Source organism: Candidatus Paceibacterota bacterium (assembly GCA_030583765.1).
In the GTDB taxonomy this organism is placed as follows: domain Bacteria; phylum Patescibacteriota; class Minisyncoccia; order 2-02-FULL-40-12; family GWA2-44-9.
The window spans coordinates 52,536-76,161 of the sequence record CP129474.1 but is presented as its reverse complement, the minus strand read 5'-3'; the positions used below and the strand labels follow the sequence as shown (position 1 = coordinate 76,161).

At 51.4% G+C, this 23,626-nt stretch carries 24 protein-coding genes; 17 read left to right on the top strand and 7 right to left on the bottom strand.

Annotation, left to right across the window (positions count from 1 at the left end; genetic code table 11):
• Positions 1-7 precede the first annotated feature (7 nt).
• Positions 8-538, top strand: coding sequence for a 30S ribosomal protein S9 (gene rpsI / locus QY311_00335; protein ID WKZ27195.1), 531 nt, complete (start codon positions 8-10; stop codon positions 536-538).
• Positions 539-1,086: 548 nt separating this feature from the next.
• Here rpsI and QY311_00330 read toward each other — a convergent pair.
• Positions 1,087-1,896 (bottom strand): hypothetical protein, encoded by an 810-nt coding sequence (locus tag QY311_00330; protein WKZ27194.1) that lies wholly within the window; start codon positions 1,894-1,896, stop codon positions 1,087-1,089.
• 90 nt (positions 1,897-1,986) lie between these two features.
• Between QY311_00330 and QY311_00325 the strand changes: the two genes are divergently transcribed.
• Genes QY311_00325 through rplI form a run of 9 tightly spaced genes read left to right on the top strand, consistent with a single transcriptional unit; the run spans position 1,987 to position 12,091 of the window.
• A complete protein-coding gene (locus QY311_00325) occupies positions 1,987-2,994 on the top strand; it encodes a rod shape-determining protein (protein ID WKZ27193.1) in 1,008 nt (335 codons plus the stop codon).
• A complete protein-coding gene (locus QY311_00320) occupies positions 2,991-4,037 on the top strand; it encodes a glycosyltransferase (GenBank protein ID WKZ27192.1) in 1,047 nt (348 codons plus the stop codon). The genes QY311_00325 and QY311_00320 overlap by 4 nt, the downstream gene beginning before the upstream one ends.
• Positions 4,016-5,980 (top strand): glycosyltransferase, encoded by a 1,965-nt coding sequence (locus tag QY311_00315; protein WKZ27191.1) that lies wholly within the window; start codon positions 4,016-4,018, stop codon positions 5,978-5,980. Before QY311_00320 ends, QY311_00315 begins: the two co-directional genes overlap by 22 nt.
• Positions 5,977-7,536 carry an O-antigen ligase family protein gene (locus QY311_00310; GenBank protein WKZ27190.1) on the top strand — a complete coding sequence of 520 codons (1,560 nt, stop codon included), beginning with the start codon at positions 5,977-5,979 and terminating at the stop codon, positions 7,534-7,536. The genes QY311_00315 and QY311_00310 overlap by 4 nt, the downstream gene beginning before the upstream one ends.
• Positions 7,520-8,581 carry a glycosyltransferase family 2 protein gene (locus tag QY311_00305; protein ID WKZ27189.1) on the top strand — a complete coding sequence of 354 codons (1,062 nt, stop codon included), beginning with the start codon at positions 7,520-7,522 and terminating at the stop codon, positions 8,579-8,581. Before QY311_00310 ends, QY311_00305 begins: the two co-directional genes overlap by 17 nt.
• Entirely contained in the window at positions 8,569-9,576 is a 1,008-nt protein-coding gene (locus QY311_00300) for an LCP family protein (protein WKZ27188.1), read from the top strand. The genes QY311_00305 and QY311_00300 overlap by 13 nt, the downstream gene beginning before the upstream one ends.
• Before the next feature lie 4 nt (positions 9,577-9,580).
• Entirely contained in the window at positions 9,581-10,396 is an 816-nt protein-coding gene (locus QY311_00295; protein ID WKZ27187.1) for a glycosyltransferase family 2 protein, read from the top strand.
• Positions 10,397-10,399: 3 nt separating this feature from the next.
• Positions 10,400-11,626: a S41 family peptidase gene (locus QY311_00290; GenBank protein WKZ27186.1), complete on the top strand. Its 1,227-nt coding sequence runs from the start codon at positions 10,400-10,402 to the stop codon at positions 11,624-11,626.
• A gap of 9 nt (positions 11,627-11,635) precedes the next feature.
• Positions 11,636-12,091: a 50S ribosomal protein L9 gene (gene rplI / locus QY311_00285; GenBank protein WKZ27185.1), complete on the top strand. Its 456-nt coding sequence runs from the start codon at positions 11,636-11,638 to the stop codon at positions 12,089-12,091.
• Between the two features lie 42 nt (positions 12,092-12,133).
• On the opposite strand, the gene QY311_00280 is transcribed toward rplI, so the two are convergent.
• Positions 12,134-12,418 carry a 50S ribosomal protein L27 gene (locus QY311_00280; GenBank protein ID WKZ27184.1) on the bottom strand — a complete coding sequence of 95 codons (285 nt, stop codon included), beginning with the start codon at positions 12,416-12,418 and terminating at the stop codon, positions 12,134-12,136.
• 24 nt (positions 12,419-12,442) lie between these two features.
• Here QY311_00280 and QY311_00275 point away from each other — a divergent pair, with 24 nt between their 5' ends.
• Positions 12,443-12,838, top strand: coding sequence for a hypothetical protein (locus QY311_00275; protein ID WKZ27183.1), 396 nt, complete (start codon positions 12,443-12,445; stop codon positions 12,836-12,838).
• A 59-nt stretch (positions 12,839-12,897) separates the two neighbouring features.
• Positions 12,898-13,461 (top strand): hypothetical protein, encoded by a 564-nt coding sequence (locus QY311_00270; protein WKZ27182.1) that lies wholly within the window; start codon positions 12,898-12,900, stop codon positions 13,459-13,461.
• Between the two features lie 56 nt (positions 13,462-13,517).
• Here the strand turns inward: QY311_00270 and QY311_00265 are convergent, their stop codons facing one another.
• Positions 13,518-14,261 (bottom strand): hypothetical protein, encoded by a 744-nt coding sequence (locus QY311_00265; GenBank protein WKZ27181.1) that lies wholly within the window; start codon positions 14,259-14,261, stop codon positions 13,518-13,520.
• On the bottom strand, positions 14,261-14,941 hold the full coding sequence (locus tag QY311_00260) for a ribonuclease H-like domain-containing protein (GenBank protein WKZ27180.1): 681 nt from the start codon (positions 14,939-14,941) through the stop codon (positions 14,261-14,263). The genes QY311_00265 and QY311_00260 overlap by 1 nt, the downstream gene beginning before the upstream one ends.
• An 81-nt stretch (positions 14,942-15,022) precedes the next feature.
• Between QY311_00260 and QY311_00255 the strand changes: the two genes are divergently transcribed.
• Entirely contained in the window at positions 15,023-15,379 is a 357-nt protein-coding gene (locus QY311_00255) for a hypothetical protein (GenBank protein WKZ27179.1), read from the top strand.
• Positions 15,380-15,729: 350 nt separating this feature from the next.
• On the opposite strand, the gene QY311_00250 is transcribed toward QY311_00255, so the two are convergent.
• Genes QY311_00250 through gltX form a run of 3 tightly spaced genes read right to left on the bottom strand, consistent with a single transcriptional unit; the run spans position 15,730 to position 19,591 of the window.
• Positions 15,730-16,983: an NAD(P)/FAD-dependent oxidoreductase gene (locus QY311_00250; protein ID WKZ27178.1), complete on the bottom strand. Its 1,254-nt coding sequence runs from the start codon at positions 16,981-16,983 to the stop codon at positions 15,730-15,732.
• Between the two features lie 2 nt (positions 16,984-16,985).
• Positions 16,986-18,239 carry a peptidoglycan DD-metalloendopeptidase family protein gene (locus QY311_00245; protein ID WKZ27177.1) on the bottom strand — a complete coding sequence of 418 codons (1,254 nt, stop codon included), beginning with the start codon at positions 18,237-18,239 and terminating at the stop codon, positions 16,986-16,988.
• A complete protein-coding gene (gltX, locus tag QY311_00240; GenBank protein WKZ27176.1) occupies positions 18,236-19,591 on the bottom strand; it encodes a glutamate--tRNA ligase in 1,356 nt (451 codons plus the stop codon). The genes QY311_00245 and gltX overlap by 4 nt, the downstream gene beginning before the upstream one ends.
• A 77-nt stretch (positions 19,592-19,668) precedes the next feature.
• On the opposite strand from gltX, the gene QY311_00235 reads away from it, so the two are divergent.
• The 4 genes from QY311_00235 to QY311_00220 are packed head-to-tail and all read left to right on the top strand — an operon-like array spanning position 19,669 to position 23,601.
• The gene (locus QY311_00235) at positions 19,669-21,534 is read left to right on the top strand and encodes a hypothetical protein (GenBank protein ID WKZ27175.1); all 1,866 of its coding nucleotides are present in this window, start codon (positions 19,669-19,671) and stop codon (positions 21,532-21,534) included.
• Between the two features lie 27 nt (positions 21,535-21,561).
• Entirely contained in the window at positions 21,562-22,035 is a 474-nt protein-coding gene (gene def / locus QY311_00230; GenBank protein WKZ27174.1) for a peptide deformylase, read from the top strand.
• On the top strand, positions 22,032-22,976 hold the full coding sequence (fmt, locus tag QY311_00225) for a methionyl-tRNA formyltransferase (GenBank protein ID WKZ27173.1): 945 nt from the start codon (positions 22,032-22,034) through the stop codon (positions 22,974-22,976). Before def ends, fmt begins: the two co-directional genes overlap by 4 nt.
• Positions 22,977-23,028: 52 nt before the next feature.
• Entirely contained in the window at positions 23,029-23,601 is a 573-nt protein-coding gene (locus QY311_00220; protein WKZ27172.1) for an elongation factor P, read from the top strand.
• Positions 23,602-23,626: the final 25 nt, after the last annotated feature.

Sequence of the window (23,626 nt, the reverse complement as noted above, 5' to 3'; positions counted from 1 at the left end):
TTATCGTATGCAACAGAACGACACACAACCATTAGATGTTCTCGGAATCGCAGTGCCTGACGAAGACACTGACGAACCCACGCTTCCTTCTCTCGAAGAGAGCGATAAGGAGCTTGGTACCAAAGAGAAATACTTTGAATCTGTAGGACGCCGCAAGAACGCGGTTGCTCGCGTGCGCCTCTTTACGCGCAAATCTACAGACGCACTCAAAGAAGATCGTGCTCTTGTGGTCGTCAACGGCAAAGACTACACGGAATACTTTTCCGACAAGTCTCTCTGGCTCCACGTTGAAGCTCCGCTTCGCAAATTGAAGTCTCTTGCACGGTTCAAGGTTACTGCACTGGTGAATGGTGGTGGCATCGCTGGACAGGCAGAGGCGATTCGTCACGGTATCTCTCGTGCGCTTGAGCAGTTTGATACAAACTTCCGCAAGAAGCTCAAGAAGGCAGGCTACCTCACTCGCGATCCTCGCATGAAGGAACGCCGCAAGTATGGCTTGAAGAAAGCGCGCAAGTCACCACAGTGGTCAAAGCGCTAGACGATAGACAAAACGCCCTTCACGGGGCGTTTTGGTTTTATTGACTTCATAAGCTATTTCATGTACCGTATGTGCCAGTTCGTCACATGAGAAGAGGGGAGAGTTACGCTTGAGCCACAATTATCAGTCCATAGAAGCATTACGGGAACTGTTTGCCCCATTCGATGGGTTCACGGTAGGTATCGCGTTCTTGGTGCGAGCTGGGGAGGAACAAGAGGTTGCGCCTCCTCGTGTATTTCTCTTCGAACGAGAAGATGCCGCCCGCTCGCTTACCAAGATGTTGGGCACGACGTATTCGCCGGTGTTTTGCTTTAGGCCATTCATGGGGAGGCTCGCCAAGGGAGGGCATACTCACGATGTCATCACCTGGACTGATGGCAGATTCGAGAGGGTACGAGCTCTGACGCGGGAAGAAGAAGACATACTGCTCCGTAGAGAAGTCAGAGATCGCATTTCGCCCGACGTCATGCGCGTGCTCAATGGTCGCCTCGACGATCAGCCCTAGCCCCCACAAAAGGATCCTCACTCTTTGTGGGGGTTCTTTCTTTTTACAGGCGTATAATGTTCACGCCGCCGCGAGTGTCTATTTCGATGATGCGGATTCCAGCGCCTTCGTTGAATGCGATGTGTGTAGCATTTTCATCAAACCACACCGCGTTAGTAATGGGGCGTGATGCGCGGAAAATACGCTCCATATAACCTTGAGGATAGTAAGGTTGCACACCATTTGGCGTAAGCCACATGACCCAGAGATCGCGGCCGCTCCACCACAATACACGATCTTGGCGCGCTGAAAGGCGTGCGCCGGTCGGGCGTTTTACGATGTCAGTACGCGTGCCATCTTTTTGGATGAGCATGAGTGTGTCACCGCGCCACGCAAGTGCGGAATCTGGAATTGGGCTTACGACTGGTATTTGGCGTGGACGAGGAGAGGGGAGTGGTGTGAGCGCGGGTTGTACCATGTCACTTTCGAGGCGAGAGCGTAGTACTTCAACCCGTGCTTCATCGGTAGGAAGCATGAGGACATGAGGAAATTCTGTGATAAGACCCTCTGAAACAGAAGCTACTTTGCTCCACGTTGAGAAGCCATCGCGATAGGTGCTCACAGTGTAAGATCCGGGGAGAAGCTCTTCAATGCCGAAAGAGCGTGAGAGAAATGACGTGCTGCCCTTTCGCTCGCCATTAAGGAGAACATTGGCTGTTTCATTGAGGCGTACGACAATAGTTCCGGTACGAATAAAACGCCCCTCTGTGAAGCTGTAGGTGTATCCTTGGGCGTCCATGATTGCCCAATAGGTCCCGACGATAAAAATCAGGACTGCAATAGCAAGTAATATGCGGCGCTTTCGTCTTTCCATAGCCAATCCAGTATACAGGAAAACTTGACTAAATGCCAGAAATGTCAGGTTGCACACCCCCGCATAACACGCTACACTTTCTCTGCTTTTATGGCACGGAAAATAGGCATAGACCTCGGTACAACAAACACAGTTGTTTTCGTCCCCGGTAAGGGGATCGTCATTAACGAGCCTTCGGTTGTTGCTGTCTCGGTGCTTGATAACACTATTCTCGCCGTTGGCAATAAGGCGAAAGAAATGATCGGACGCACGCCGGATAGCATCATTATTTCTCGGCCACTCATTGATGGCGCTATCGCCGATTACCGTATCACTGGTGCCATGCTCCGCTACTTCATTAAGCGTGCCGGAGGATTGTTTTCTTTCCTCAAGCCCGAAGTGCTTATTTCTGTTCCCGCGGGCATTACATCTACAGAAAAGCGTGCGGTGATTGAGTCAACGCTCGATGCGGGCGCTAAAGCCGTCTATCTTGTGAAAGAACCGGTACTTGCGGCAATTGGTGCACGTATTCCTATTAACAGCCCGATTGGAAACATGATTTTGAATATCGGGGGCGGCACCACAGAGCTCGCAGTGATTTCACTCGGCGGCATCGTGAGCGCGTCTTCGGTGCGCATTGGTGGAAATAAGTTTGATCTCGCAATTGTTGAGTACATCAAAAAGCGCCACGCACTTGCGATCGGAGAACGCACCGCTGAACTCATGAAAATCGCGATCGGCAGCGCCATCAAACAGGCGAATGAAGAGAAGATCACGATTAAGGGGCGCGATCTTACATCCGGTCTTCCTAAAACGATTGAGATTGGAGCCAATGAGCTGACTGATGCGCTGAGCGAAAGCCTGCGCGAAGTCATCCAGATCATTAAAGAAGTACTTGAGGTGACGCCGCCTGAACTCTGCTCCGATATTATGGACCGTGGCATCACTATTTCTGGTGGCGGTGCACTGCTGCGTAACATTGACCAACTCATTACCAAAGTGACTGGCGTGCCAGCGCACATTGCAGATGACCCACTCTTTTGCGTGGCACGTGGTACGGGCATCGTGCTCGAAAATCTCGACGTCTATAAGAAAAACGTTATCGCGAAACGTTCATGAAGATAGCACTCGTAACCGACTGGATCACATCGGTATCGGGATCAGAAGAATTAGTGCGTGCGTTACATCGCATCTGGCCCGACGCTCCTATATACACTGCGTATGCAGATACATCTCGCGTGCGCGAAGCTTTTCCGCGCGCAACTATCCGCGAAAGTTTTATTGGTGCTATCCCTTCTTTCCTGCGCATACGCCCACTCATTGCACCGCTATTGCCGCTCGCTATGGAGTCGTTCGATTTTACGGGGTATGACGTGGTTATCTCTGTAAGCGGGCTTATCAGTAAAGGAATTATCGTGCCTCGTACGACGCGACATATTTCATACTGCATGAGCCCGCCACGCCAGCTCTGGGATCTCTCACACGCACAGCAGGGATTTTCTCTCTGGCGCCATGTGATGCGCGTATGGGATTCTGCGGCAGCACAACGCATTACAGAATGGGTTGCTATCTCACAAACTGCGGCAACACGCATTCAGACCTACTATCACAAAGCGGCGCAAGCGGTGATCTATCCTCCTACTGGCGTAGCGCATACCGGTGCTCTATCACCGCATCCAAAACCATTCTATCTCTTTGTAGGGCGGCTCTATGCGTATAAAAACGTCACATTGCTCCTTGAGCTCTTTTCACGCTTACAGCGTGATCTAGTCATCGTGGGAACGGGGCCGCTCTTTCGCACCCTCAAGCGCCTTGCGCCACCAAACGTACACGTCGTGGGGCGAGTTGATGATCGCTTACTGAGCGCATACATGGAGCACGCAACGGCGCTTATTGTACCTAATGAAGAAGACTTTGGACTCACCATTGTTGAGGCGCACGCCCACGGAACGCCAGTGCTTGCTTTGCGTGCGGGTGGTGCCGCAGAGATCATTCAAGAAGGAATAACCGGGGAATTTTTTGACGACCCTATTCCGGAGGCTATGGGAGCTTGCCTTATGCGCTTTGAGCAGAAAACATATACTCGAGATAGCATTCGTGCCCGCGGCAATTTGTTTTCGGAAGCTCGCTTCCGTGACGCGTGGCGGTCATTGATATCATGATTGCAATTATTACCGTCCATTTTGGAAAAGATACTGCCATCATGCGCCTCGCTCAGTCGCTGGCGCCACACCTTGGCTCAGATATTCGATGGTACATCGTTGATAATAACGAGTACACCGATGCGAAGCATGCGCGCTTTGCAGAGCAGATCCCTCATGCCCGCCACATCCACGCACCATATAACGGTGGTTTTGGCTCTGGAAATAACATCGGCGTCACTCATGCCCGTGCTGACGGCGCAACGTGGTTTGTGTTCTTAAATAGTGATACCCATGTTACGCCCACGTTCCGCGATACGCTGACGAAAGATCTCGCCGGAAAGACAGGGCTTGTTGCATTGCGCGTAGAAGAAGGTGGTGTACAGATAACGTCTGGGCGCGTGTCATATGCACAAGGGATGCCTATGGGCATGCGCGGAACATATGATCTCGGCGATGCGCGCACATATGTGCATGGCGCCGCATGCGCTATAGATCGCGAAAGCGGAGATACAATAGGGTGGTGGGATGAACGCTTCTTTCTCTATTGGGAGGATGTTGCTCTTACGTGGGCTGCACGCCAACGGGGGATTCCGATACGCGTTGGAGAGACAAGTGTGATGCATGAAGGTTCTGTGGCAACAAAAACGCTTGCGAACAAATCCCTCGCAACACTGCATGCTCGTAACTATCTCTTTGTTGAATGGCGCCTTGGCAGTAAAGCGCGCGCCTTATGTTGGGCAACCTTCGCTTTGGTGAGAGCCGCACTAGGAATGCTGTTTGGCCGTGCATATTGGCGCGGCGTGTGGCGTGGTATATGGATAGCGGCGCGAGATATGCAGGGGGACCCTGACGCGCATCGCATACATGTTGGCATCGAGGCAGAATCACTGGAAGATCCCGTGGGTGGCGTGGCGCGCATGACGCGGGAGCTTGTACGTGAACTTGCAGAGCAACCGCGCCTTGCACGACGCTTCGTATTCCACCTCTATTTTAAATCGACCATTGTGGATGGGCCTTGGAAACATGCGCCGTATATGCAGTGTCACGTCACAAAGCCACCATACACGCCAGCGTCTTTTAATATCCACTACCACGTGTGGATGCCACTTTTGGCCTATTGGCACGGTGTTCGCGTTCTCTACTTCCCCAATTACATGCTCCCTTTTACGTGGATGCGCGCTGCACTTGTGATGCTCACGCCTGATGTGGGGTATGAAATGTTCGGCACATCGTTACCCTTAAAATATCGTTTGGCATATCGCTTATTTGCGGGGTGGGCTTACCGACGTGCCGCAAGCGTCATGACGCTTTCACATGATTCCGCACACCTTCTTGCGACGGCATTCCGCCAACCTATTCGTAGTGTTATGGTGAATCACCTTGCTGTGCGCTACAGCGGAGATACTGATAACGCTCCACGAGAGCCGCTCTTCGCATGGGTTGGCCAGGCATTCGAACGGCGACATGTCCAAGAACTTTTAGAAGCGTTCCGAGATATGCAGAAAACGAACCCTGACATCGCCGGAGTGTTTGCGGGGGCTGATAAATATACACCGCCTCGTCTTGCGTCAATGGTAGACAAGCTTGCACAACAAGGCGTGCGCGTAACATATACCCCTCACATTTCTGAACCAGATTTAAATGCGCTCTATGCGAAGACGCATGCTATAGTGTATGTGTCAGACGCCGAATCTTTTGGCCTTCCTCCGCTAGAAGGTGCGGCACGTGGTGCCATACCCATAGTTGCTGATACGCCACTGTCTCATGAGATATTTGGCGATACGGCGCTGTATGTACCGTTGCCCGTTACGGTAGCGGGCATTCACAAGGTGCTAGAGGCATCGCTTGCATATCGTGCTGACGGTGCTTTTCGTGATCGTATCCGCGCTCGTGCGGCAACCTATACGTGGCGCGCTCACGCAGAGAGGTGGATTGAAGCTATAGCCACAATATCTCCATGACATTTTCACGATTTTTTTCATCTTGGCGCCCCTCACTCACGGTAAGCTGGGCGCTCGCGCTTGCCATCATGGCTGGGCTCGTATCTCGAGACATGAGCTTTGTCGTGCTCTTTTTCGGACTTTTCGCAATGGCGCACATGTCGCTTGAGGATTCTGCGACATATTTTATTGGCATGGTGCCATGCGCATTGGCGCTTCCAATCACTGAAACGTTCGATAACTTCAACATGTGGCGACTCTTTGCAGTGATGCTCGTCCTGCGCGCAATGTATGCTTATCGCAATCGCGGGGCAGAGGTTGTCGCTCTCATGCGCACACCGGCGGTGTTGTACATACTTGCACTCTTTGGTATCGCAACACTTTCAGTAGGCGTAGCGGGGGATATGACGACGGCTATCATGCGCCTTATCTATTTTGCTAACGCGCTTCTTCCGTTGGGAGTGGTTGCACTTATCGCATCGCGAGAGGACGTGCGCGCACAACTCTTTGCAGTGATGCGGTGGGTTGCCGTCCTTCTTGTGCTTGTGGCCCTAGTACAGCTCCTCTCCACGTACCTGATGGATATATATGCTTTCATGCGCATATGGGGCGAGGGCGTACAGTTTCGACAGTTCGGCGCACAGTGGAGCGACATTGTAACGAGCGTTGGAAACACGTGGTTTGCATACTATGGAGAACAGCTCTCCCTTCGCATATTCTCCCTACTCCCAGATTCACACACGTTTCCGATGATTCTCATAGCGCTTGTACCGGCGGTTATGGCAGCTGCGCTCGTGCATCAGCGCATTCCCGCGCATGCATATGAAACATTTCTGCGGCTTGCGCGCACGCGTGTGAGCATGTGGGTCGCATTTATCCCCGTCATTTTTCTCTTCGTTATTTTATCTGGAACACGCGGCATGTGGGTAGCAAGCGTGGGAGTTGTCCCACTAGGCATTGCGCTACTTATCGCACTGCGTCACACGTTGCAGAGCCGCGCGAAGACGCTCATGGCATACGTTACAGCGTCGTCACTCCTTTTCTTTGCCCTCTTTTTCGTTGCATGGCCGATTGTGACATCCCCGCAGTTTCTTTTGAGTAAAGGAGATGATCTTTTATTCACCAAACGACTGCGTTCCATTATTGATTTTGGGGAGACTTCCAATAGCCAGCGCATCGCCATTTGGAGTGCAACACTTGATTCTATGCGAGAGCGACCATTGCTCGGGGTTGGTATTGGCCAATATCCAATTATTTTAGATCAGGAACTGCGCCTTGCTGATGCTGGCTCTTCTGCGCATAACGTATATCTACACGTTGCAGGAGAGGTTGGCATTGTAGGCCTCCTCGCATTCACATCATTCCTTGCCAGTATATTGTTTGCGGGCATACGCGCGCTCCGTACCGCAACAGAGCCACGCGATCAAGCATTTTTGAGCGCTTCACTACTCATGCTTCCGTGGGTGTGGGCTTATCTTATTACCGACGCCGCGCTATTTGATGAGCGCGCACTGTTGCTTATCGGTTCGGTATGCGCTGTCATTATAGGGTACTACAAGCATGAACACAGCACTTAGTCCGCTTGTTTCAGTTATTCTAGTGGTCTCTAATGGCGCACGTTATATGCGGGCTTGCGCTGAAGCGCTCGCACGGCAAACGTATCAAGATATAGAGGTCATTATATTTGATAACGCGTCTCAAGACGATTCGCGCACCGTTGCGCAAGAAGTTCTCCCTCGCGCAAAAATCATTGCGCACCATCACAACATTGGCATGTGGCCTGGGCAAATTGAAGCGCTCTCTCAGGCACGAGGCACGTATATTCTTTCACTCTCAGTGGACGTGCTTTTAGCGCCTGATTGTATCGCGAAACTTGTCGCATGCGCCACTGCCGACGAACACATAGGCGCAGTACAGGCGAAGGTATACCAGTATGCATTCTCCGACATTGCGTCGGGTGCGTGGAGCCGGTCACGCATTATCGATACGTGTGGATTTGGCATGACACGTGCTCGCCGCGTTTATAATATCGGGCAAGGAGAAGAGGATCACGGGCAATATGATGAGAGAAAGATCTTTGGCGTTGAGGGCGCGATGCCGTTTTTTAAAAAAAGTGCGCTGGTGGATAGCGCACTTGAAGAGGGTATTCTTGATGCAGACTACTATGCACGCGTGGGGGATCTGCGCATAGGGTATGGAGACGACCTGGATATCGCATGGCGTATGCGATTGCGTGGATGGAAGCAGGTCATATGCCCTACGGCGCACGCATATCATGATCGTACCACCACAAAATCAGTTGCGGCGCACTGGTGGCACTCGCTTCTTCCTTCACGCATCCGCGCACGTCGTGCCATTTTACCGCTGAAGCGACAATTGGATTGGCGGAATAATCGGTGTACAATGGTAAAGAATGAGCTCGCCGCGCATCTCATACAGGATGCTCCTTTTATTCTGGCGCGCGATATTGGCACACTATGCTATGCACTACTCTTTGATTGGAGTGTGCTCCGGGGCATGAATGAGGCGCTTTTACTCTTGCCTCACATGCTTCGCAAGCGCCGCTTTGTGCAGAGTCGTGTACGCGTGAGGGGGGACGAACTTCGGCAATGTATCAACTAGATAATCAAAACATATCAGGGGCACGCACCTATCGTAGGGTTGTGTTGGGTATTTTTGGCCTCACTTTTTGTGGCATAGCATTGGTTGCGTGGGCACAATCTCTGCGCAATACCAGTTTTGATATTACCCTTGGCAACGCTGGAACGGCAGTTATTGCCGATCACGTACTCCCTCCGGAGCTCGTCCATGCAATTGAAGAGGATGCGTATGTCATGCCGGACAAAGATGCAACACTGGATATTTTAGTACTTGGTATGCGAGGAAAAGATGATCCAGATGGTGGCCTCCTTACGGATACCATCCTTCTGTTACGCTATGACAAAGCCACCAAGAAGTCCGCGTTCATCTCGTTGCCACGAGACTTATATACGCGCATCACGGACACTCGTGCAGATAAGCTCAACGCTGCGTATGAATACCTTGGCTTGAGCGGTACAAAAAAACTGGTTTCACAAATCACCGGAGTATACATAGATCACGCAGTAATTTTCAACTTTACGGCATTCCAAAAGATCGTTGATGATCTCGGCGGCATTACCATTACGCTTGCGACACCGTTTGAAGAAAAACAGCAGTGGGGGTACTCGTTCTCTCTGCCTGCAGGAGAGAATCACCTGAATGGCGAGCAAGCGCTCTACTATGTACGGTCACGCTATTCCTCCAGCGATTTTGATCGCGCACGTCGCCAGCAGCAGGTGATTAGTGCCATTAAAGACAAGGCGCTCTCTCTCCAGATTCTCTCAGAGCCGGAGCGTATTATTGCGCTCATGCAAACGATCCGTTCACAGATAGTAACGGACATTAATCTCTTAGACATGACGAGTCTTTTGTCTCTCGGAAAATCTCTGAGCGGCTCTACTACACAAAAGCGCGTTGTTCTCACGCCAGAGAACGTGCTCCAGGAGACCCGAAGCTCCGCTGGTGCCTATGTGTTATTGCCACGTGACGGCGACTGGCAGCTCGTGCGCGATTTTGTCGGGGCTACCATGCAATAGTTCTATGCGCATCTCCTGCATTATTGTGAATTACCAACGCCCAGCGCTTCTTCGCTTAGCGCTGCAATCACTTTCGCGTGCCGTACTTCCAGACACTGATATAGAAGTTATCGTCGTGGACAGCGCTTCTACACCAGAGACGCGTGCCGTCGTACGCGATGAAGGTGCTGCACTTTTTAAAAACATCATACTCGTACCTTCTGCAGAGAACACTGGATATACAAAAGGCAACATCATGGGTGCTGAGCGTGCAACGGGCGACTTCATATGCGTTTTAAACCCTGACATTGTGCCGGAACGCGGCTCACTTGAAGCCCTTGCGACACTACTCCAGGCACATCCACGCATTGGCCTTATTGCACCTACGCTCCTAAACTTTGATGGAACGCCACAAGAATCTACATTCCATATGCCGACACTTGCGAGCATCGTTGCTCGCCGCATGTGGATCCCAGGACGCGCAAAAGCGCTCAACGCGTATCTCTACACTGATGCACCGGCAGAAGAGCTTCAAGAAGTTGACTGGGCGCTCGGTGCCGCTCTTATGACGCGCCGCGAGACACTACAGCACGTCGGCTTTTTGAACCCAACCTTCTTTCACTACCTCAGTGACGTTGACTGGGCACGGCGTATTTGGGACAATGGACTCACTGTCGTACGCACATCGCGCGCTCGCATGTATCATTATTTGCGCCGCGAATCAAAAGGGCGCTTCTGGCTGTGGGATGCGCTCATGAAACAAACAACTCGCTGGCATATTCTTGATGGGATGCGCTACCTGCGCGCCTACGGATTATTCCCGCGAAGATTATCTACCTAATACATGGAACGTAATACTCGACTCACGCTGATTGGATGTATCTTTGCAGCACTCGCTGCTGGTTTTGTATTAGGATCGGTTGCTGATGAGGGCACATTTGGCACTTCATTGCAGGACGCTACAACATTGGTGCGTGAATATGCTGGGCAACCGGCCGATGTTGATTTTACCCTCTTCTGGAACGCGTGGGACGCACTCCATGAGCGCTTCGTCGATTCCGAAAAACTCAACACGCAAGATCTCATCTACGGCGCTGTCGCAGGCATGATCCAAGCAGCAGGGGATCAATATACTGTCTTCTTTGAGCCAGTCACCAATAAGAAATTCCGTGACGAAATCTCCGGCACATTCTCTGGTGTAGGCATTGAGATCGGCAAACGTAACGATCTTCTCACTGTCATTTCTCCTATTAAAAACACACCAGCGTTTCGTGCCGGCATTCGCACCGGAGATATTATTCTCGCCATTGATAAAAAAACAACCGCCGACATGACCGTTGAAGAAGCGGTGACACTCATCCGCGGTCCTCGTGGGAGTACAGTGACGCTCTCCATTCGTCGCAACGGTAACTCTGACACCGAGATTCCTATCGTGCGCGAGAATATCCGCATCCCGGCGGTGGAATGGTCCCTCCTCAATGCGGACACCGCCTATCTTGAGCTCTCCACATTTAATCAAAATGTGGATGGCGAATTCCGCAAAGCCGCACGCGAGATTCAAAAAACCAGCGCAAAGAATATCATTCTTGATCTCCGCAGTAACCCGGGAGGCCTCCTTGATTCTTCGGTCTATATCGCAGGGTGGTTCCTCGATCCAGGCAGCACAGTTACTATTGAACGCTTTGGCGATGGAAGCGAGAACGTGTTCCGCACGACTGGCGAACCAGAGCTTCGCGACTATAACGTCATTATTCTCACTAATGGCGGCTCGGCTTCAGCATCGGAAATTCTCGCTGGCGCACTCCATGACGTCCGCAGTATCCGCATTGTAGGAGAAAAGACTTTTGGTAAAGGTTCCGTGCAAGAGGTCATTGAATTCCCTGGCGGCTCTGCCCTGAAAGTTACTGTTGCCCGCTGGCTCACGCCAAACGGGATCTCGATCTCAGAAAAGGGGATTGAGCCGGATGTAAAAGTGACACTCCCCGAAGAAGCGATCACGTCAGGCGCTGTAGAATTCGGTACTCCAGGCAAAGACCCTCAGCTTGACAAAGCACTCGAACTCCTGAGATAATACCCCTCTATGAAAGTAATTTTCTTGCACAACGTCCGCGGTGTAGCCAAGATCGGGGACATTAAAACCGTAACCGATGGCTATGCACGCAACTTCTTAATCCCTCGTGGGATTGCGAAGTTCGCAACCGAGAACGCTGAGAAAGAAGCTCTTGCCCTTCAGGAGAAGCGAAACCTACTCATGGCAGAAGAGCATGACGCAGCCCTCGCCCTGCGCGATAAGCTTGCCGGAGCCCATATTTCGCTCCAGGAGAAGGCAAACGCTTCAGGCACCCTCTTTGCCGCAGTGGGCCGAAAAGAGCTTGCAGAGGCCATTTTGAAGCAATTAGGGGCATCTGTAGAGGCGGAGGCCGTACATATCGTCGAACATGCTATAAAAACAGTAGGCGACCACACGGTCACCCTCAAGTTGTTTGAAGGAGTAGAAGCGCCCCTCACTGTCAGTGTCACCGGCACCGACGAGTAACAAAAACACCGCCCCATGGGCGGTGTTTTCTTTCCGAGGGCGCTAGTTCTTTGCAGGGATAACGTGAACCACTTTTGCTACGCGGCGCGAGCCATCATAGTTCATTTTACGAGTAGTGGTGAAGCGGACAACGCCATCATGTGCAGCATAGAGGGTGTAGTCTTTCCCAACACGGACACCGTCACCAGCAAGGTATGTGCTGCCCGTTTGGCGGACGATAACATTCCCAGCTGCTGCCTTCTGTCCGTCATGCAACTTCACGCCACGATATTTTGGCTGTGAGTCGCGTCCAAGTTGTGTTGAGCCTATCGCTTTTGTATGTGCCATAGCAGATCGTGTAAACTAATAAACGTGAGGGAAATCCTAGCAAAAACAGCTACATTCGTCAAGCACTCATTCCACGAGATCTTTGTGGTGCTCTGCATGGTCGCCATTGCCTTCATTAGCTACCAATTAGGCCTAAAAGCCCAGCAAAACGGCGCTCTAGAGCCCATTACCGTAGAAGACGGCGCGCAGATATTCACAGCACAGCTCGCAAGCCAGGTGGGGATTGAGGGCAACAAAACCTCAGCGCCACAGGCACCCAGAGACGCTCGCGTCGTAGCCTCAAAGAGCTCTTCAAGCAAAAAGTACCACTACACGTGGTGCTCTGGCGCTTCGCGCATTAAAGAAGAAAACAAACTCTGGTTTGATAACGAACTCGCCGCCCAATCTGCAGGGTATTCACTTGCCGATAACTGCAAATAAAGATATTTGACCTTTTACTAAAATGGTGTTTTACTTTATAAGCTACGAGGAGGTGGCAAATGAATGTATTGTTGCTTGCTGGTGTGGCGTCAGCACTACTGGCGCTTGTGGCTCGCTTCGTCTCGATGCAAAAGAAACGAAGGGAGTGGAAATCCTTCCAAACGCTTCGCGTCGTTGTCGACTATGATCGACCGCCCGAGCAGCTACTCGCAGACGGTGGGTACGACATGGTCTATCAGGAAATAGATTCCAAGTTTTGGCGCGAAGTTCAGCTACAGGGCGCATGGTTTCCGATCGCTGGCTCAGGAAAACGAGAAGTCGAAATCATACTTGTCGACTATGGCCGAGCCATAGAATCTGATGAGGTGATCGGCGACTTTGCGTCCAGGAGCGTGCGTCCAGCAGACCCGTTCGAGATCCTTACGCTAGGCGCAACCTACCCCGATTTGCAACGTCACTTGAGAATTGTTGCTCTCGGTAACAGCGCATTCTCGCCTCTCGACAGTCCTCGCAACGTGCTGGAGCTCATTTCTTTTTCTCAAGGCGCACAGCGTGAGGTGCACCTCTACAAGTGGAGCCATTGGCCCCCTGATGGCTATCGCTTTGCATGCGTTGCCGTCTAGAAAAAACGTACAGCCCAACACCCGTCGTTGCGTCACGCAAAGACGGGTGGTTTCTTTTATAATCCTAACTCTTTCAGAAAGATAGCGTGCTCCCATTCCCAGAGCTTCTTTGCGGCGAGGAATGCTTCGAAGTTGTGTTGCGTGTCGGGGAGTTCGCTAAATTCATACTCACCACGTTCGGGAGACCACTCATGACGGCACGTGTAGACACCACCGCGCACCGTAGGCATGCCACCCTTAGAACGCATGCGCGCATTGCATAGTTCACATTCTTTAAACTGATCAAGCCGGATGACCCAGCTGGTGAGGTCGGGGAGTGTGCCACGCTCTTTCAGAGCTCCAATATACGCCGCCGTTTGCATGCCATATTCACGATAAATGCCTTTTGAGGTCTTGATGTCTAATACGCCCACGCGACCATCAATTTCAGCGAGTACATCAAGGGTGCCAATGTAGTGGTGCTCGTTGCTAATGACGGGCTCTTCAATACTGAGCGGCTTTACGTCGTGTGCCATGAGAAATGCCCGAAAGGCGCGCACACTTGGTAAAACGGCAGGGGAGTGCTCCTCTGCCTTGCCGCGAAGGATGTTCTCTACTGCTTCATGCACCGCAGTGCCTTCTTGGGCAGAACGTTCAGTCATTGCTTTGCCGGCAGCAAAGCTAGGCATGCGACCATAGAATGCATACAGTGCGGGCTTTGCCTTAATAGAGAGGATAGAGGTGACACGGGGATACCACACACCACCGTGCTCGTAACCCGCTTTTGCGCGAAAGTCTGCAATGCTTGAGTATTCGTTCATTATCTTCGAGGGGGCTGCATATAGGTCTCCCAAATTTTAAAGAGTTCTGCGGTAGCAACCACATCACGGAAGCAGTATTCAGCGATATCGGTATACTTCTTCTCCGTAAACAGGCGAGCTACGTCATCGCCGGTTACGCCATCAGCCTTTGAGCTAGCGATACCAAATGCTTGGCACCACATGTGGAGGCTCATGGTTTTGCGCACGGCGCCAAAAAAGGAGAGGCGGTCAAAGAGATCGACGTGGCCTTCGCCGCTGTATCGGTTGGGCATGAGATCACGTGTAGGACGAATGCTGTGGACCGCAGAACGCACAATGACAAAGGGCGCATCAAATGCACGCCCGTTGAAGGTGATGAACTGATCATAGTAGCGGGCGGCATCCCAAAAGCGCTGGAGAATTTCTTTTTCAGTGCTGGGGATATATTGCACCTCATCTTTCGTATACGGCTCCAGCGAAGCTTCTGGTGCTTGAAAGAACGTAGCTCCTTTATGGGTGTCGGGATTCAGGATGGAGATAGCAACAATTTCTCCCGTGAGCGGAGAGAACCCCATGCGATCACGAACCAGATCCTGCTCTTCGGGCGTCTTCGCGCTTGAGAGCAGGTACTCTTGCGTGGTGGAGTCGAAGCTCTCAAAATCGGCTCCTACGGTTTCAATATCGAATATGAGGCGAGACATGCTATGAGTGTATCAAGAGCATCGCAGGACGTATATTTGATTATTTACGATATTATTGTATAATATGTCTTGGAGGCGGAGATGATTTTGATCCTAGCGTTCGCGGCACAAACGTTTCTCGTTGGCGAAACGAAAACGCTTTTGCCGGTACATGAGCGCGCAACGTGCGGTAAGTTCGCCGATGTGCACGAGATGACCGGAGTCATGTACATCGAACTGAACCCACAGGGCGCTGAAGCGTTTGGGACGGTTCCCGTTGACCGCGTGTGCGTCATCGAAGATGGCGCTACGAAGGTCGGCGCACCCACAGTGACGCGCCTGGAGACTCTGGGAGGCAGGTTCTTGATCCGCATGCACCCGCACGACATGAACAAGGGCGCAGGGTGCCTGAAGGTCAGAATCGGTGCCAAGGAGTGCCGGGGCGTCAAAGAGAGGTAGGAGGCTTCTCAAAAGATGTACTGAGGATCAAAAAGAGAAGAGCGGCCCACACTCGGGCCGCTTTGATTTTTATAAGAGAACGCCATATCACGCGTAGGAGAGGAAGTCGCACAATATAGGTTATGCGACGTACCACTACTCTGAAAGCCTTGAAAAAATGGGTTTTTGAAATTTCTCAGATCTTTCCCCTAACGTCTTTTTTGGATGCGATCTCATCAGTGTGGCTCGTGCATCACACGCTTCTCTTTCTCACGCGCACTTCTTTTTGTATATCGTTCACGCACCCCTTCCCCACCGGATATCGGGGGAGACCCCCTTTAAAAAACAGGCTCCTCTCCCCTAGTGCGTCCCTAGAGGTCATTTGTAGTAAAAACTTTTATCTCTCTCCAGAATAACGCGAGCGCCTTCTTAAATGGCAAGATGGAAATAAAATAATTGAGATCAATGAACTCACGGAAGAGCCATGCAGCGAATCCTCCAAAAATAATCCCTCCCGGAAGACGTGCCACGGCATACTTGCCTCCAACAGGAGCAACCCAAATGCTGTACGACGGCTTGTGCGTGCGAAGCTCCTTGCCTTCGATCATGCGGAGAATGTTCTGCGCAGCAACCTTTCCGTGGTCCATGGCAAGGTATGCCATCGCTGGGATTGGTTTCTGTGTCGCATGATCTATGAAGTGGATTGCGTCGCCAACGCCAAACACGGTGGGGTGACGTCGCATGTTGAGCTGCTCACCAACAATCATTTTACCTTGAGGAGTAAGATCGAGCCCGTGAATGCGATCGAGAACTCGTGGCGCACGAACGCCGGTAGTCCAAATAATAATGTCTCCATCAAAACTGCGACCATCAGCGAGATGAATTCGAGAAGGCTCGATGGAAGCAACGCGTGCACCAGAAACGAGCGCCACGCCACGTGCGGTAAGACGAGCTTTAATACGCTCGCGCTCACCGTCAGAAACATGTGGGAGAAGATCGGGGTTCGCATCGAATAGCATGATATGGGTCGGTTGGCCACGCAGCTTACACTCACGCGCAAATTTTCTCACACATGAGCCTATCTCCGTTGCGGTCTCAATACCCGTAAAGCCGGCACCACACACGAGCACACGAATGGGAAGTCGCCGTTCGCCACGCTCGGCTTCTTGGAATAGGTCGGCGAGGCGAGTGTTAATAGCGATTGCATCATCCAACGTCTTGAACCCATACGCGTAGTCTGTCACACCAGGGACGCCGAAGTCAGCAGCCTCGCTTCCGAGCCCAACGATGAGAAAATCATAGGGGATTTCTACTCCTGTATCGGTACGAATAATGCGCTTTTCTATATCCCCGTCTAAGACTGATGCTTGTATGTGAGTGATTCTTTTTCCTTCAAAGATTTCTTTAAATGGAATTGCAACAGTGCGACGCAACATAATAGTGTACGGGTCGCGAGGTGCGCCATATGCTGCAGCGACTTCGTAAAGCGCCGGCAAAAATAAATGATATGGATTTTTATCTACAAGAATAATATTTGCACGAGCGCCGAGTGTTTTTTCGAGATCAAGCGCCGCACGCACCCCTGCGAATCCTCCACCCAAAATAAGAATGGTACCTGTTCTCATGATTACATGTAGTCAAGCGCGTTAATTGTCCCCTGCAAATAGTTAAAGTAGAGCATGCCGTTACTCTCGTTGGTGTATGTAAAGAATTCCTTATACAAACTGAGGTGAAGGTGCGACCCCGTTGAGTTACCCGTTGAACCCTCAAACCCAACGACCGTACCAACCTGCACAGCGGCCCCCTGCCCAAATGGAACAATGGAGCTCAAGTGCCCGTATACGCTCACTAAATCATTGGGGTGCTTTACCGCGATCCAATTCCCCCACCCTGGGTTGTTTACGCCGCTCGCAATAATCACGCCGTCGCCAATGGATCGCACTGGCGTTCCGTGTCCCGCAACCATATCAACGCCACTATGTGGCTTTCCACCATATGCACCACGGCGAGCATACGAAGTCATGCCGAAACCCTGCGTAATGACATACTCCCCCTTTGGATATGGCGGCTGGAAGATCTTCGTTCCTTTTGGTGGAAGATTCTTTGCTTGGACGCGCACATTATAAAATCCTCCTGCAATAACTTTTTGCTCCAGCTCGATGAGTTCGGCAAAGAATTCTGCTTGCCGCTTCTCAATCTCTTTGAGCATCTTCTGGTATTCTGCCTCCTGTCCCTTCGTGCGGGTTAGGAGCGTGTTCTTTCCTGATTTTGCCGACCCCAGAGAAAGCTTCGTGTTCATCTGTTCAGTGCTCAACTGTTCAAGCTCGCGCTCTTTTGCCTTCAGTTCTTGGCGGCTACCCTCGAGCACCGCCTTCTCATGCTTTAGGTCTTCAATGACTTCTAATAATTCCTGCGCGACGCTTTCTGCGTACTGCTCTTGGCGTAGAAAGTCAGACATGCTCGAGCTCTTCATGAGAAGTTCGAGGATATTTTCTTGATCATATTGGTCGAGAGCAAACACGAGTCTCCCAATTGATTCTTTCTTTCGCGAAATTGAAGTCTCCTTCTCTCCGATAGTGCCCTCTACACCCCTAATCTCAAAAGTGGTGCGCTCTATTTTTTTACTGGTCAGCGCTAACTGATTTTCTATGCTCTGAATCTGCGTGTTAAGTAAGTTTATTTCTTTACGCAATGAATCGGCTTTCGCGCGTTCCTCAGCAATGTTTGATTTAAACTGGCTCGCTTGTTGCTCAAGCTGCTGGATCTGCTGACGCAGCTCAGTAACACGGGGATCTTCTGCAGCAAATGCCGCGGGCGCCATCAAAAGAACGATGGAGCTAGCGACGAGCATATGTGCAATCGTAAGGCGGATAAACATCATAGCGTGCATAGGGACAGTGCGTGATCAATGCGTCGCAACGTTGCTTCACGACCAATCACGCCCGCGATATCCGCAGGGTCAGGCGATCGCTCCGCGCCCGATAGCGCAACGCGCACTGGCCAGAAAATCGGTCCGCGGCCACCAAATTCACTCGCGACACTTTCAAGTGCAGTGCGTACCGATGGAGCATCAAAGTCGGCAATGCCTTTGAGTACATCATGTGCCCGAGCAAGCGCTTTCTGTGCCTCCGTGAGTGATGCACCCTTCCATGAAAGCAGTGCGGCATCATACTGAGGGTCTTCCCAGAAAAATGCGAACGACGTTGCGTCGCGTAAACGATCGAGTCGCTCACTCACGAATGGAAAAGCAGCGTCGGGCATCGCAGGGATCTGTGCAAGCTCACGCAAGGTTTCTGGGGTCAACTTCCGAATGTACTGCGCATTGATCCAGTGCAGCTTTGCCTGATCAAAAATGGCTCCACTGGGGTGTACGCGAGCGAGGTCAAACGCTTTTGCCATTTCTTCTTTTGATAAGAGCTCCGAGTCGTATGTGTACCCAAGAGTTCCAATGAAATTGATAAGTGCTTCAGGCAAAAAGTCCTCTTTATATTCCATGATGGAAGTTGCGCCATGCCGTTTCGACATCTTAGATCGATCCGTACCTAAAATGAGAGGCACGTGCGCAAAAAGAGGCTGCGCAACGCCAAGCGCTTCTGCGATCAGCATTTGCTTTGGCGTGTTGGAGATGTGATCCTCTCCACGAATCACGTGAGAGATGCGCATGTCAGCGTCGTCTACAACAACAGCGAAATTGTAGAGAGGCTCATGAACATTCTTTGCAATAGCCATGTCGCCGAGCAAGAGCGCATCAGAGGCAATGTCACCACGGATCACGTCTGGGAAGACCAGCATGCGAGACTCTGTGACGCCCACCAGACGAATGACTTGGCCGGGCTCTTTGCCTCGAGCCTCATGCTTATGCGAGCACACGTGTACCAATGCCTCTTTGCGTTCCGTTTGACCTACGCGCTCAGCATCGAGCTCTTCTTTTGTGTGGTGGCACCAAAATGCCTTCCCTTCCGTAAGGAGCTGCTCGAGACGTTCGGTATAGACGTGTGTTCGTTCCGACTGACGCACCACATCTTCATCTGTTGTGAGACCAAGCCACGCTAAACCATTGAGAATATCGTCTTCAAAAGCTTTTGTTGAACGTTCTTTATCAGTATCTTCAACGCGTATAAGAAATGCACCGCCCGTATGCCGCGCAAAAAGCCAATTAAAAAGCGCCGTGCGAGCGGTTCCAATATGCAAAAGACCCGTCGGAGAAGGCGCAATGCGCACACGGATATCCATGCGTATCAGTATACCGTATTCCCCTCTCCTGTGAAGCCATTGCGGACCCCTATAGGTACGCTACACTAAGCAAAACAATGGTAATTCTTACCGTTATTCCGCTTACACGTATCCCCATTCAGGCGCCCGAAACGCTTTCCTATTTCTCGCCGTCACCCGTACCTCGTGGATCACTGGTGAAGATCCCCCTCGCCCGCCGCACAATCCACGGCATCGTCCTTGCGGTGCATCCGCTCACCGAAGCTCGTCAGCGTATACGCTCTGGGTCATTTGCGCCAAAAAAAATTATCTCCGCCCATGACCCTAATCTCATAGTGAGCGACGGAGCACTCGCCATTGCTACATGGGTTGCAAAAACAGCGTGTATTTCTCTCGCCACAGCGTGCACTCTTCTTTTCCCTGACCTGTCTCGCGCACGTCCACGCACATCACTACTGCCTCGCCTCCCTGAAACACCACGCAAGGAACCGTCCGAGCATGAAATGGTTGTTTCTGTTGCTGAGGAGTGCGCTGCGCTACAGAAGATATGCAGCTCGATACGCAAAAAGGAAGAACAGGTATGCATCGTTGTCCCGGATAGTGAGTGGATTCCTGTATACATGGAAGCACTTGCAGCGCATAAACCTGTCGCACTCTCGCAGAACATCGGCGCAAAAGCTCTCACAGAAGCGCGCGCAGAAATTGCGAACGGAGATGCTCGCGTCATTATTGGTACACGAAGCGCACTCCTTGCGCCATTTACCCATTGTGCGCACATTGTTGTGGTTGACCCGCGACACATAGGACATTGGAGCGAAGGCGCTCCGCGCCTCCACGCTGCCACATTCGCGCAGTGGCTCGCGGCGCAGTGGGGAGCAAACTATACGACTATCACCGCTTTTCCCTTGGTGCGTCCACGCAGCAATAAAACGCCAAATTTTCTTGATCGCTCTCATGCTCTCCATATCGTTGATATGGGAGCGGAACGCGCAGCGGGTCACGCAAATATATATGCACGCAACATCGAAGACATGTTCCGCGCAGACCCTCATGGACACACGCTTATATATGCGACACGAAAAGGATTTGCTTCACTCTATACGTGTCGCCTCTGCGGCGCATATGCAGCATGTACTAACTGTAATATCCCGATGCGAATCACGCGCGCCACTGAACCACCACAGCTCATGTGCTATCGCTGCACACAATCTCGCGTTGCACCCGATCGATGTCCGCGGTGCCATAAAGTATCACTTTATGCGACTGGCACGCCGGGGATAGAAAAAATAGCCTCGCTCAGCGCTTTCCTCGCTCCAGACGTGCCTGTTGTCACGCTTGATGACTCAACGCCCCATCCGGAAGCCGTGCTAGCGAAGTTGCACACACACCAAGACAGCATACTCATTGCCACAGCAAAAATCTTTCGCTGGAAACATGCTTTAACGTTTCGGAGAATTATTGTGCCCGCTTTTGATACGCTCACCTATCGTCCTGATTTTGCTAATGACGAGTTGAGCGCGGCAACTATTGCGCTCCTTCGCGCATGGGAACCTGAAAGCATACATATACAAACGTACGCGCCACACCACCCCGCGCTTACCGCTCAGTATGATTCCGCACAATGGCTCGAATCCGAATATGCCGCGCGCCATGCGACCGGCTATCCACCCGCGTGGCACCTGATTGCTCTCACGATTCGAGGGACGTCTCCCGCACATGTGCATACGCATGCAAAGACATGCGCTCAACTTCTCACGCAAGCCATTCAGCACCACGAATTAGCAGATCGCATAACGATACGCACACCAGTACCCGCGCTCATATTTAGAGATCGCACACAAACCGTAGGCGTTATTCTTGTCCGCACAAAAGAAATACATGACTTTGCGCACATCGCACCACATGTCCCACAACCGTGGCGTGTTATTGCCAACCCTCCGTCGCTCGATGAGGCGTTGCTGTAAGGTCTCGCGCTTGCTACTATATCCGCAATGGAAATCGTTACTATTCCACAGAAAATCTTAAGAGCAGCAATGCCTGACGTCCCTGACGATTGGTTTGGGAGCGGGCGCCTTGCGCAACTTATCATTGATATGCGAGCTGCTATGCTTGCCGCAAATGGCGTTGGCCTCGCGGCAAACCAAGTGGGTCACCAACTCCGTCTTTTTGTGATTGATGCTGAGCTCGCAAAAGAACATGGCATCCCAGATGCTTTTGCGAATCCGGAAATTACTGAGTATTCAAAAGAAACGGACGTCATTGAAGAGGGGTGCCTATCCATACCTGGAACATACATGCCCATCTTTCGATCCAAAAAAGTTATGTTTAAGGGCTATGGCGCCGATGGCAAGAAGTATAAATTTAGGGCGCGCGGCTTTTTAGCTCGCGTGCTCCAGCACGAAACTGATCACCTTAATGGCACCGTCATTGCTGACCGCGCTAAAGAACAGAAAAAAACATCATGAGCTACCGAGTTCTTTTTTGGGGCACCCCAACGTTCGCTGTGCCAACACTTCAGAAGCTGATTGAATCATCGGAATTCGATGTATGCGGTGTTATGAGTGCGCCAGCAAAGCATCAAGGTAGATCAAAAATACTCACGCCATCCCCCGTCGCCAGCATTGCTGAATTGCATAATATTCCGATCTATACACCAACCACCGTAAAAGGAACTGATGCACATGAGCTGATCGCGTCACTGCAACCCGACGTGTGTGTCGTCGTTGCGTATGGAAAGATTATTCCAGAGGCGCTCCTTGCAATTCCTCGCCACGGGTTTATAAATGCGCACCCGTCGAAGCTCCCCCTCTATCGCGGCCCGGCACCATTACAATACGCGATCAAAGACGGCGTAACGCAGAGCGCTATAAGCATCATGCGCATCGATGCAGAGATGGATCACGGTCCCGTTATCATACAAGAGCCTTTTATGATCGGTCCCGACGAATATTATCCTGAAGTACTCCAGCGCGCCGCACGAGACAGTGCTGAACTCATGCACACCGCACTGCTCCAACTCAAAGCGGGCACGGCACAAGAACAGCCACAGGACCATGAACGAGCAACGTTCTCACACATGATTACAAGAGATATGGGCCGCATACCATGGGAGCAATCGAGTGAAGCGGCATACAATCATATTCGCGCATTCGCACACGAACCGGGCGCATGGACACCTTGGAATAGTGAGGACGTGCGCGTTCACCGCGCTCACCCGCTTCCGGAAACCACGGGCACAGGAGCTCCTGGAACGGTATATGCATATGCACAAGGTTCTCTACTCGTAACGTGTGGCTCCGGCGTTCTTGCCGTTGATTCACTGCAGCGACCCGGCGGCAAACTGCTCCCCGCTTCACTCTTTGTGAATGGTAATAAAGGCTTTTTTACTGATCTTTCCTTGTCTTGAAACACGGGCAAAGTTGTAGTACAATCGTCCGGCACAATAACCTTATTTTCCTATGTCACTAGGCGTCAATGACTTAAAACCAAAGATGTATTTCATATATGAGGATCAGCCGTACATGGTCCTTGAAACACATCATCTTAAAATGCAGCAACGCCGGCCTGTCGTGCAGACACGCATGCGTAACATCATTAACGGCAAGGTGCTTGAACGCAACTTCGCGCAATCTGACGTGTTTGAAGAAGCGGATGTACAGCGCAAGAAGGTAAAATTTCTCTACAATCACCGTGACCAGTATTGGTTCTCGGAAGAGAATAGCCCTTCTCAGCGCTTCCAACTCGCGCAAGAGATTATCGGAACCGGAGTGCAGTTTTTGAAAGCAAACACGGTACTTGATGCTCTCATGTTTAACGGAGAGATCATTAATGTAGAACTCCCCGTTAAAATGGATTTTACTGTTGTGGAAGCGCCCCCGGCAATTCGTGGTGATACTGCCCAAGGCGGCGTAAAGCAAGTAAAGATTGATACTGGGGCCATGATCAATGCTCCTCTCTTTATTGAAGAAGGTGATATTATTCGCGTAAACACCGAAACTGGTCAGTATGCTGAACGCATGGGAAAGAAATAACAAAACAACTACTCAGGTAAAGTTC